Here is a 10,240-nt window from a genome sequence, read left to right as displayed (position 1 = left end):
GGCGAGGAGGAATTTCATGCGGCGGCAACCCAGGCAAAGCGGATGACGATCAAGATGGCGAGCAGGAAGAGCAGCCAGTCAGCGTGGCTCATCTTGCCGCGCAGCAGCTTCAGGATCGCATGGGCAACGATGCCGAAGGCGATGCCGTTGGCGATCGAGAAGGTGAGGGGTATGAGCGCGAGGGTGAGGAAGGCGGGAACCGCCTCGAACGGTTCTTCCCAGCTGACTTCCACCAGCGGCGCCATCATCAGGCTGCCGACCAGGATCAGCGCAGGCGCCGTCGCATAGAGCGGCACCAGGCCGGCATAGGGCGCGGCGAAGATGGTGACCAGGAAGAGGAGGCCGGTGACGATGGCGGTGAGGCCGGTACGACCGCCGGCCGCGACGCCCGCTGCGCTTTCGACATAGGAGGTGACGGTGCTGGTGCCCGCCGTCGCGCCGACCATGGTCGCGGCCGCGTCGGCGATCAGGATGCGGTTGAGATTGGGCACGCTGCCGTCAGGCCGGGCGAGGCCGGCGCGCTTGGTCACCGCCATCAACGTGCCGAGATTGTCGAACAGGTCGACGAACAGGAAGACGAAGATGATTTCCAGCACGCCGATGCCATGGCTGCCGGCAAAGACCGCGCCAAGATCGAGATGGAAGGCGGTGCTGCCCAGTGCGGAAACATCATAGGGTGTCGGCGTGAAATGGAGGGCGCCGACCAGCCAGCCGAGCAGGGTGGTGGCAACGATGCCGATCAGGATCGCGCCGCGCACCTGGCGGATCGACAGGCCCGCGATCAGCGTCAGGCCGAACAGGGTGAGCAGCACCGGAGCCGAACGAAGGTCGCCGAGCGCGACCGAGGTGGCGCTGTTGGAGACGACGATACCGGCATTACGCAGGCCGATGAAGGCGATGAAGAGGCCGATGCCACCGGCAACCGCCGCCAGCAGGTGGGGCGGGATGGCGGCCAGGATCATCTGGCGGATGCCAGCGAGGGTCAGTGCCAGGAAGGCGACGCCGGAGAGGAAGACGCAGCCGAGCGCGACCGGCCAGGGGATGCCGAGGCCCAGCACCACTGAATAAGTGAAATAGGCATTGAGGCCCATGCCCGGCGCCAGTGCCAGGGGCACGTTCGCGACCATCCCCATCAGGATGCTGGCGAAGGCCGCAGCGAAACAGGTCGCAGCAGCCACGCCGACCAACGGCATGCCGGCCTCGCCCAGGATCGCCGGGTTGACCAGCACGATATAGGCCATGGTGAGGAAGGTGGTGATGCCGGCGATGATTTCCGTGCGCACATTGCTGCCGCGCGCGGCTATCTGGAAACGGCTGTCCAGCCAGGACGACAGGGGAGCGGTCATCGCGCGCAACCGGGCAGGAAAAGGGAAGGGGCCATGGCCGGCCCGGACAGCGAAGTTGACACCAGATACCCCCTATGCGCGATGGTCGCGATTGCGCGCCCTATGCCGCTGCGCACGCGCCGCGTCAAAGGTAACGATGCATCACAAATGTGTCGACCAGCCCCAGCGTTGGATGGGCAAAGGCATCGGGCACGCGGCCGACAATGGCAAAGCCCATCGCCTGCCACAGCGCCACCGCGCGATTGTTGGAGGAAACCACGAAATTATATTGCATCGCGCTGAAACCGAGATCGCGGGCCAGATCGAAGGAGGCGGCGCACATGCGCCGGGCAACGCCGCGTCCGGTTGCATGGCCAGCCGTGACATAGCCGGCATTGGCAACATGGTTGCCGCCGCCGGGCTGGTTGGCGCGGACGTAGAAGATGCCGAGCAGGGCGCCTTCCCCCTCGACGACGCGGACGGTGCGGTCCGGGGACAGCCAGAGGGCAAGGGCGTCTTTGCGGCTGATCGCTCGATCGACCGCCAGGGTTTCACCTGCGCGCAGCACTGGTTCCAGGATTGCCCAGATCGCGTCATGATCCGCCGGCGTGACCGGCCTGATTATTCCGCCTGCTTCGCCTGTTGCCATAGCGCTTCCTTCTCGTCGAGCGACAGGCCGACGAACGCGTCGCCGGCGATTGCCTCCATCTGACGGAAACGACGATCGAACTTGGCATTTCCTCCACGTAAAGCCACTTCGGGGTCAATCTTGAGATGGCGTGCGAGGTTCACGACGGCAAAGAGCAGGTCGCCGACCTCCTCTTCCCGATGGGCATGGCTGGTCGCGCTGGCGACCTCGTCCAGTTCCTCATGGATCTTGGCGATCGCGCCCTGGGCGTCGGGCCAGTCGAAGCCGGTGCGAGCAGCCCGCTTCTGCAATTTTTCGGCGCGCAGCAGCGCCGGAAGCGCCTGTGCCACGCCGGCCATGGCGCTTGGGTCAGGAATCTTGTCGGCGCGCTCGGCCGCCTTGATGCTTTCCCACTGGGCATGGCCATCCTCGCGCCGGGCGCCTTCGCCAAAGACATGGGGATGACGCCGGATCATCTTGGCTGCGATGCTGTCGATCACGTCCTGCAGGCGGAAATGGCCGGCCTGTTCGGCGATGCGGCTGTGAAACACGACCTGCAGCAGCAGATCGCCCAGTTCATCGCGCAGATCCGCCATGTCGTTGCGCTCGATCGCGTCCGCCACTTCATAGGCTTCCTCGATCGTATAAGGGGCGATGCTCGCGAAATCCTGCTCTATGTCCCAGGGACAGCCGGTGTCCGGATCGCGCAGCCGCGCCATGACATCGGCGATCGGCATGATATCGGCGGGACTGGCTTTGGACATGGGAACCTTCGCATTGGCTGCTGATGGGCCTGCGGATAGGCGTTTGCTGGATACAAGGCCACCCCCGATGTCGAAAGGGGCGCTGATAGGCGGAGATGGTGCCCATAGGGACGCGCGTCGGAGCCTGTGGGAGGATTATTCCGCTGCGACGGCATCCTCGTCCTTGACCGCATTGTTCGTCCGCACCTGCACGACCCGCCCCCGGTCGAGATGAACGATGATGTCGGCAAGTGCGACGAGCGATGCCGTATGGGCTATGGCCAATATGGTGATCTGGCCCCGCAAACCGGCAATCGCGGTTTCGATCTTGGTCTGTGCGTCCATATCGAGGGCACTTGTCGCCTCGTCCAAGATCAGCAGTCTGGGATGACGCAGCAGAGCGCGCGCGAGGGCGATGCGCTGCCTTTCCCCGCCGGACAGACGGCTGCCACGATCGCCGACCACCGTATCGAGCCCCTGGGGCAAGGCGCCGACGAACTGCCGGGCGTTGGCGGCGTCGAGGGCGTTCCACAATTCCTCATCGCTCGCATCCGCCTTGCCGATGCGCAAATTGGTTGCGATGCTGTCATGCAGCAGGAAGACGTCCTGGGGCATATAGGCGATCTGGGACCGCCATTGCCGATCATCCTGGGCAAGGTTGACACCGTCGACCAAAATCTGGCCTTCGCTGGGATCGAGCAGCCCCATCAGCATGTCCGCTATGGTGCTCTTGCCTGCGCCCGAAGGCCCGACCAGGGCAATGATCTTGCCGGCGGGCAATTCCAGATCGAGGTTCGCGATCGTCGGCGTGTCCGCGCCCTGATGGGTGATGGATACCCGATCGAAGCGGACATGCCGGGTCAGGAGCGGCATTTGAACGCGCTCCGGCCCGGCGGTGCGGTTCTGCTCTGCCGTGAAGATGCGCAGCAGCCTGGCGACATTCTCATAGCCTGGCAGGCAGAGGAGCAGTTGCTGGAGCGTGCTTTGGAGGGCGTTGAAGCGCGGCGCGAGGCGCATGAACAACAGCAGCATCGTCATCAACTGCGGCAGCGGCAGCGCGATGACGGCATAGGCCACATAGACGAACAGGGCTGCGGCCGCACCGCTTGCCAACTGGAACAGGGCGGTGCTGTTCGATGTCAGCCGGGCGAACTCGACAGTGCCGACGCGCAGCGTTTCCAGCAACCGATCCAAGCGTTGAAGATAATAGGGTTCGCTGTTGAAAGCCTTGGCGATCTTCATGCCGGTGATGAATTCGAACGCGACATATTGCCGTTCCTGCAGGGAATTCGACATGGATTGCGCATGGCGGGCGATCTTCCGGCGCACCGGGTACAGGCCGAACAGGGTCGCTGCGCCAACGGTCATGGCGAACAAGGTCATCTGCCAGGATATCAGCGTGGACAGCAGGCCATAGAGCGTCAGCCAGATGATATTCTGGCCAAATGACATGAGGCTGAAGACCGCGACCTGGATGCGATCGACATCGTTGCTGAGCGCATGGTTGAGATCGGACCCGCGCATGTTCGCGACCAGCGACCAGCGACCATAGCCGATGGCCGTGAACAGGCGCATGCGGATGTCGTCTACCGCCTGCTGCATCGTGCGGGTCATGAGGAGGAGACGGCGGCGGGACACCAAAGCCTGAAAGACCATGAGGCACAGCATCGCCGTCAGCAACCAGCCGAGCGATATGCTGCCAATCCAGGGCAGTTGAATGCTGCTCTGGGCCGCACCATGATTGGTGCCGATCAGTTTCAGCAACGGGATCATCGCCAGCAAGGAGCAGCTTTCCAGAATGCTGCCGATCAGGATCAGCAACAGGATGACGGACGCCTGTCGGCCATATCCCCCAAGGGAAAAGCGCGCGAAATCGCTGATCTGACGGAACTGGCTCACCTATGGTCCTCGCAGTCGGCGCGGACGAGTTCGACCGTCTCTTCCAGTCGATTGAGGGCATGCGGGACGTGCAGCGTTGCCACCTGGATGCAGCGGGCAAGGGCAGCGCAGCCCTGCATGTGACGGGCCTCGTCGGCGGGCGAGAGCGCTGCCTTCCCGAAACGGGTTATGTAGGAGTAGCGCAGGATCGCCGACAGGGCCTGGGTTCCGGCAAGCCGGGTGAGGCCGGGCTGATCCCCCACGCGGTCGAGAACATAGAGGCGTTCGGGTTGCAGCAGATCATGGCGGAAATCGCCCATCAAACGATGCTGGCGTTTGGAAAAGCCGGGATAAACCAATGGCAGCGGCTGTGCTTCAGCCAGTTGCATGGCGTCTGCGGCCTCTTCCGCGAGCTTGAGCTGGCCATAGGCTGGCAGGATTTCGAGCGCGCCGTCCGGGTTTGCGCGGATCGCCAGGAGGTCGTCCGTCAGCAGGCGATGGCCCGCCCGGAGGAAGGCTGCGGCGGTGGTGGATTTGCCCGCCAGTTTGTCGCCAACGAAGATGACGCCATGCCCGTCGAGGTCGATCGCGCTGGCGTGGAGCGTGATGTAGCCGCGCATGTGCAACGCCAGCGCCATGATCGGCCCCAGCAGAGGAAAGGGGAGGTAGGTCACGGGCGTATCGGGATAGGGCTGAATCTCGATGAGGTCGGGGCCGTGGAACTGGAAGGCCGCAACGTCGGGCCATGCCAGGAAATGCGTCCCGTCCGTGCGGAACTGCGTGATCACGCCCTCTTCGCGCGACGGCAAGGGCAGGTCGCGGCTATAGATGATGCGAATGTCGGGCACGGATCCCGCCGGGGCGGTCGTCAGTTCCGGCAGCGGAACATCCGATTCGATCGTCAGCCCAAAGGCACGATAAAGGGACGAGGCCTTGCTGGCGGGGGCAATGGCGGGCTGAGGCGTTGGGCCCATCTTCATGTCATCCTCCTGCATGTACGATGTGAAATTTAGCCCTCGGAGCGGCGGGCCGGGATCGTCTTGCAAGCCAGCGGCCCAGGCTTGCGACCCGGTAGGCAGCGAATAAGGGGGCGGCATCATTGGCCATGGACTGGTCGAACTGCGTGATGGCCGTGCGGGCCACATCGATGTCGACAAATGGCGCCAGCATGTCAGCCTGCGCATCCAGCATCGTCAGCAAGGATGCCCGATGACGCGCCATGCCTGTTCCCAACTGGCCGGCAAAATTGAACTTGTCGCGCCGCAGTCGGACCTGCTCTGGCAACAGGCCTGCCATGGCGTTCCGCAGGGATGCGCGCGGATAGCCATTGTCGAGCTTGGCGTGGGCCGGGAGCGATACGCAGAACTCGACGAGACGGCGATCATAGAATGGGAAGCACAGGCGCACCCCGGCTGCAGCGGCCGAACGATCGAGCACTTCAAACGCATAGGGTTGTTGTGGCGATGTCAGGGTCGACAGGTGGCGCTGCTGCTCGGTCTGATAGGCCGAGCGGCTGGGCATTGTCGCTGCCCGGCGCAAACCTATGTCTGTACGACGGACGAGGTCCGGTGCGACGAGCGCGGTCGTGAAGTTCGGTGAGGTGCGGGGCGGATGTGCATGGTGGACGATGCGCCGCCAATTCTGCCGGAATCGCCGTATCGTCGCGATATGATCGAAATGGGGAGACGCTGCCTGCCAGGTCGAACAGCGGAGAATATGGGCCAAGCCATGTGCTTCGCGCAACAAGGTGGCCCAGCGCCGTTCCATGGCCAGTTCGTTCAGCCGCCCAAACCCGTGGGAAACGACTTCATCGCCGCCATGTCCGTCCAGAAGGCGGGGAAGCCCCAGTTGCCGGGCCCTGTGATAGAGGCGTCGTGAACTGCCCAGATTGTAGGCGAGGCAGGGGCCGTCCTGTTCAGCCAGGATCATGTCCAGTTCCTGCAACGGATCCTCATGCTCGGTGGGCAGGAAATGAGGGGCAAAACGCCCTGCTTGCAGAATGGATTCTATGTGCGGGCCATCCGTCCAGTTGGGACTTGTGTCGAACGTCATGGACAGGCTTGGCACGGGCGGTCCCGCCGCCTCGGCCCGCAAGCGCGACGCCATCATGGCGATGGACGAGGAGTCCAGCCCTCCGCTGAGCAACACGCCGGCTTGTTCGCTGATCCGACACGAGACCGCCTGCTCGAACAAATGGCGGAACTGCTCGGCGGTTTCTTCATCCCTTGGCGGCTGCGATGCCGCCAGATGCCAGTAACGGCTGATGGTTAGTTCGTCGCGCGTGACCTGAATGATGTGCCCTGGCGGCAGGCGCCGGATCTCGCGATAGAGCGTCGTCTGGGCATCGCCGACTATGCCGGCGACAAAATCTGCTGCACCAATTTCGTCGATGGCGGATGAAATCTCCGAACCGAGCAGCGCCCCAATCGTTGTCGCGGCCATGAACAGCCTGGGCGAAGCATGATAGTAGAACGGGCGGACGCCGAAATGATCACGGGCGCCAAATAATGTCTGTGTCGCTTCGTCCCAGAGCACAAAGGCGAAGTCGCCCAGCAACATGGAGGCGCAGTCTGCGCCATAGCGCTCGTACAGCGCGGCGATCAGGCTGGCTTCAGGGAGAACGGGGCGGGGGGGGAGGCCGAGCCGCGCCTCGATTTCCGCGCGATTGTCGAGCCGGACATCGGCGGCGACAATGAGGCCCGGACGCCGCTTCTCATGGTCCAACGCCTCCATGCCAGCCCCGGCAAGAATCGTCGGACCGCTATCGATTGCGCAACGGACGCCGCGTGATACTAGGGAGGCGATGCCTCCACCGGGCCAATGCCGTGCCGGCCGGCCATCGCGGTGGAACAGGCCGGCAAAAGCATTCATTGCCGGACCAGTCCGTCCAGGTCCGCCAGGACGTTGAAGCCGGCCAAGTCCTGCCGCCTGCCGCCAATAATGGGCCTTGCACGATGGTCGAGCAGCCAGGCATGAGCCTGGAAGCTGCCATCTTCGGAGCGGCGTACACCGATCCGGATCCAGCTTTCATGTCCCATCCAGGCGAGCAACGTCCGCGTGGCCACGGCCTGGGTCAGGCACGTGGCGCCGGGAACAAGTCGTGAGACGATGCTGACAGCGCGGGCGACCTGGCGCACCCAGAGCGGATTGCGCTGGCCAGTGGATTGCGGCAACCATTCGCACAGGCGCGCATAGCTGGTGAGGCTGAGGGCAAGGCGGACAGCCAACACCACAGGCAGTACGACCGGCAGCAGGAGTGCCAGAAGCAGCCCTGCCAGAGTGCGATCAGGACGCCGGCGCATGCTGAACGCTGATCAATGTGAACTGCGACAGGTTGCTTAACAGGCTCTCCAGATCCTTGCGGCACTGTTCCGGTCGGACATCGAAGCGTTGCTCGATATTGTCCTGCAATGCGCCGACACTGGTGGGGGTCGCGATCGTTTCCCAGACATGGACGCCGACACGATTGAGCGCGAAATAGCGGCTGGAGGTCAGGTCCAGCAAAACCCTCTCATTGTCCAGGTCGCAAAACACGATGTTGGGATCTGCTGCCACGATTGTCGCGGATGGCCAGGCGATCGTCATCTTTCTTCCCCGCTACCAAGGGCTGTGCAAGAGAATGGACGCCCCCTCTGTCCGAGAAGGGCGTCCACCCCGTCAGGAGAACGTGAGCTCGCCGCGCGGCGTACCGTCCGGGAAGGTCGCGTCCAGGCTTTCGCCGTAGGACGTGCCCTGCGTCAGCGATTCGAACGAGCCGAGTTCGACGAGCTCGGGCGATTCATAAGACTCCTTTTCCATACTCAACTCCTCATCATCTGCTGAACCATTCAGCGGATATAAATTGATCGTAAGTAAATGTTTAAGTCAAATTCCAATCCATCCGCGGTAACACCTATAGGTATAAACACATATCGCCATGATTTAATTTTGTAGGGCAATGTTTTGTATAAGCTAACATTCAAGGTGTGACTGATGTGTTGTTAGACCCTTCCAACAAGGCACGGAAAATTGTGGACATCGTGAGATGCCATGTGGCGCTGTCCGTTCCGCAGATGATCGTTAGCGCTCCCTCTCCGGCGATCGACCCGGACGATTGGGCGGACATCATAATGGTTGGGAAATCCTGTAAACTTCTGCTGCACCTTGGTGCCGGGCTCCGCGTCGCTGGGCAGGATATTCCGGACGCCTTCTCGCGCGAGGAGGACAGGTTCAGGAAGTTGACGCTCGCGATGAACGGCGTGAACATCGCTACAATAACCAATATATCTAAAGCTCTGATCCGTGATGAGATGCGATTTATAGTTTTCAAAGGGCCGCTTGCGCAGAGAAGAATCCATGGCGGATACTTTCATCGTCCCTCATCGGATGTCGATATCCTGATCGATCGCAGTGATCTGCGTCGCTGCACTGGGCTTCTCCAGGGGGCGGGTTATTTCCTGCCCGCGGAATGTGATCGTATCTGGTGGCGCGCCTTTCTCGGAGAGCAGCATTTCTTCTCGCATTCGCCGAACCAGGCAACGGTCGACGTTCATCACCGGCTCCAGCAGCCGGGTTGTCCGCACCCCATGGACGTGGGCGCGTTTCTGCGTGAGCCGGCGGATCAGGAACTGGGGCAGGTGAAGGTTCCCTGCATATCGCCGCTCCACGAGATTCTGTTGGCAAGCCTGAGCTTCGTGAAGTCTCTGACCCAGCATTGCCACGCAGCGGCCTATCTTCTGGACTTCTGTGCCGCGATTGCCGGGCTCGATCATGCGGCCTTGGCGATTTTGCATCAACGGGCAACGGAGCAGAATATCGAGCATAGCCTGCGCATCACCCTAGCCTGTGCTGAAAGCATGTTCGGCTTGCAAGTGCCGGAATTTGCGGAGCCACTGCCGATCTCGGATCTGTTTGGCGCGGATTTGTCCCTGGCCGTCTTCACGCCAGATGATCCGTCCATCGCCTGGCCGCGCCTGCGGCATCTGCTGTGGCGGCTATGCGATGATCGGCGAGCCGGCCAGAAACTGGGAACATATATGTGGGTCGGTGGCAGCTTCCTGGCGTCCAAGGCTGCGCGCAAGATACCGGGGTGGCCGAAGGAAGAACCCACCATTATCCATGTTGCGCCTGTTGCCGCATCGGGCTGATCGCTCCGCGTGAAAAAGCGTCACACCGTTGCGAACAGATAGTCCGCGTCACTGGCCGCCCGGATCAGGGGGGTGGGCTGGGTCAGCAACCAGTACTCCCCCCGCTTATTGGTGGCATGCCGCGCATTCGGCCCTGCTATGCAGGCCGCGCATGATCAGGATGTCCATGAGAATGTCCTGCTTGAATGGGTTGGGAGTTATTCGCTGATCCGGAAGCAGCGGAGCAATTTTTGTTTTTGGTTCATTTTTTGCGAGAAAGGTGTTGACGGGTTCGCCTGACGGGCCTAGATGCCACTCCACCGACGCGGTGATGACCAACGGTTTTCGCCACGCACGGTCGCCAACATAGCAGGACAATATGTCCCCCGATAGAGATAGCGGGGAACGATCACTGTCCGCTTCGATGTTTGGACGGCTCTTTGACATTGTGATTTAGATGAAGGGACATGTGGGCGGCGGCCCTGGGTTCTTACGGCTTTCAGGCGTAAGGTACTCGGTAAAATTTAGGCCGTTCCTATATGTCTCGATATATTCCACTAG

10 protein-coding genes are annotated in these 10,240 nt (G+C 62.1%); 1 reads left to right on the top strand and 9 read right to left on the bottom strand.

The window, feature by feature from the left end; translation table 11 throughout:
- Positions 1-14: 14 nt before the first annotated feature.
- From CG471_RS27200 to CG471_RS27160, 9 genes are all read right to left on the bottom strand, one after another.
- Positions 15-1,346 carry an NCS2 family permease gene (locus CG471_RS27200; protein ID WP_099234382.1) on the bottom strand — a complete coding sequence of 444 codons (1,332 nt, stop codon included), beginning with the start codon at positions 1,344-1,346 and terminating at the stop codon, positions 15-17.
- 124 nt (positions 1,347-1,470) lie between these two features.
- On the bottom strand, positions 1,471-1,974 hold the full coding sequence (locus CG471_RS27195) for a GNAT family N-acetyltransferase (RefSeq protein WP_099234381.1): 504 nt from the start codon (positions 1,972-1,974) through the stop codon (positions 1,471-1,473).
- Entirely contained in the window at positions 1,947-2,717 is a 771-nt protein-coding gene (mazG, locus tag CG471_RS27190) for a nucleoside triphosphate pyrophosphohydrolase (protein WP_004212593.1), read from the bottom strand. Before mazG ends, CG471_RS27195 begins: the two co-directional genes overlap by 28 nt.
- A 135-nt stretch (positions 2,718-2,852) precedes the next feature.
- On the bottom strand, positions 2,853-4,595 hold the full coding sequence (locus CG471_RS27185; protein WP_099234380.1) for an ABC transporter ATP-binding protein: 1,743 nt from the start codon (positions 4,593-4,595) through the stop codon (positions 2,853-2,855).
- Complete coding sequence (locus CG471_RS27180; RefSeq protein WP_257211704.1) at positions 4,592-5,554, bottom strand: hypothetical protein; 963 nt, start codon at positions 5,552-5,554, stop codon at positions 4,592-4,594. The genes CG471_RS27185 and CG471_RS27180 overlap by 4 nt, the downstream gene beginning before the upstream one ends.
- A gap of 1 nt (position 5,555) precedes the next feature.
- Complete coding sequence (locus CG471_RS27175; protein WP_257211703.1) at positions 5,556-7,307, bottom strand: asparagine synthase-related protein; 1,752 nt, start codon at positions 7,305-7,307, stop codon at positions 5,556-5,558.
- A 134-nt stretch (positions 7,308-7,441) separates the two neighbouring features.
- Positions 7,442-7,876 carry a lasso peptide biosynthesis B2 protein gene (locus tag CG471_RS27170; RefSeq protein ID WP_099234377.1) on the bottom strand — a complete coding sequence of 145 codons (435 nt, stop codon included), beginning with the start codon at positions 7,874-7,876 and terminating at the stop codon, positions 7,442-7,444.
- A complete protein-coding gene (locus CG471_RS27165; RefSeq protein WP_004212598.1) occupies positions 7,860-8,159 on the bottom strand; it encodes a PqqD family protein in 300 nt (99 codons plus the stop codon). The genes CG471_RS27170 and CG471_RS27165 overlap by 17 nt, the downstream gene beginning before the upstream one ends.
- A gap of 72 nt (positions 8,160-8,231) precedes the next feature.
- Positions 8,232-8,372, bottom strand: coding sequence for a lasso RiPP family leader peptide-containing protein (locus CG471_RS27160; RefSeq protein WP_004212599.1), 141 nt, complete (start codon positions 8,370-8,372; stop codon positions 8,232-8,234).
- Between the two features lie 167 nt (positions 8,373-8,539).
- Here CG471_RS27160 and CG471_RS27155 point away from each other — a divergent pair, with 167 nt between their 5' ends.
- Positions 8,540-9,700 carry a nucleotidyltransferase family protein gene (locus CG471_RS27155; RefSeq protein WP_257211702.1) on the top strand — a complete coding sequence of 387 codons (1,161 nt, stop codon included), beginning with the start codon at positions 8,540-8,542 and terminating at the stop codon, positions 9,698-9,700.
- The last annotated feature ends 540 nt before the right edge of the window (positions 9,701-10,240 follow it).

This window comes from Sphingobium sp. IP1, assembly GCF_002708645.1.
Classification (GTDB): Bacteria; Pseudomonadota; Alphaproteobacteria; order Sphingomonadales; family Sphingomonadaceae; genus Sphingobium; species Sphingobium yanoikuyae.
Note: the sequence above shows the minus strand (reverse complement) of the source record. Positions and strands in the feature narration are given on the sequence as shown.

Bases quoted from the DNA above. Each gene is read 5' to 3' on its own strand.
- CG471_RS27180 (WP_257211704.1), bottom strand. From the start codon at position 5,554: ATGAAGATGGGCCCAACGCCTCAGCCCGCCATTGCCCCCGCCAGCAAG.
- CG471_RS27200 (WP_099234382.1), bottom strand. From the start codon at position 1,346: ATGACCGCTCCCCTGTCGTCCTGGCTGGACAGCCGTTTCCAGATAGCC.
- CG471_RS27160 (WP_004212599.1), bottom strand. From the start codon at position 8,372: ATGGAAAAGGAGTCTTATGAATCGCCCGAGCTCGTCGAACTCGGCTCG.
- CG471_RS27195 (WP_099234381.1), bottom strand. From the start codon at position 1,974: ATGGCAACAGGCGAAGCAGGCGGAATAATCAGGCCGGTCACGCCGGCG.
- CG471_RS27175 (WP_257211703.1), bottom strand. From the start codon at position 7,307: ATGGAGGCGTTGGACCATGAGAAGCGGCGTCCGGGCCTCATTGTCGCC.
- CG471_RS27170 (WP_099234377.1), bottom strand. From the start codon at position 7,876: ATGCGCCGGCGTCCTGATCGCACTCTGGCAGGGCTGCTTCTGGCACTC.
- mazG (WP_004212593.1), bottom strand. From the start codon at position 2,717: ATGTCCAAAGCCAGTCCCGCCGATATCATGCCGATCGCCGATGTCATG.
- CG471_RS27165 (WP_004212598.1), bottom strand. From the start codon at position 8,159: ATGACGATCGCCTGGCCATCCGCGACAATCGTGGCAGCAGATCCCAAC.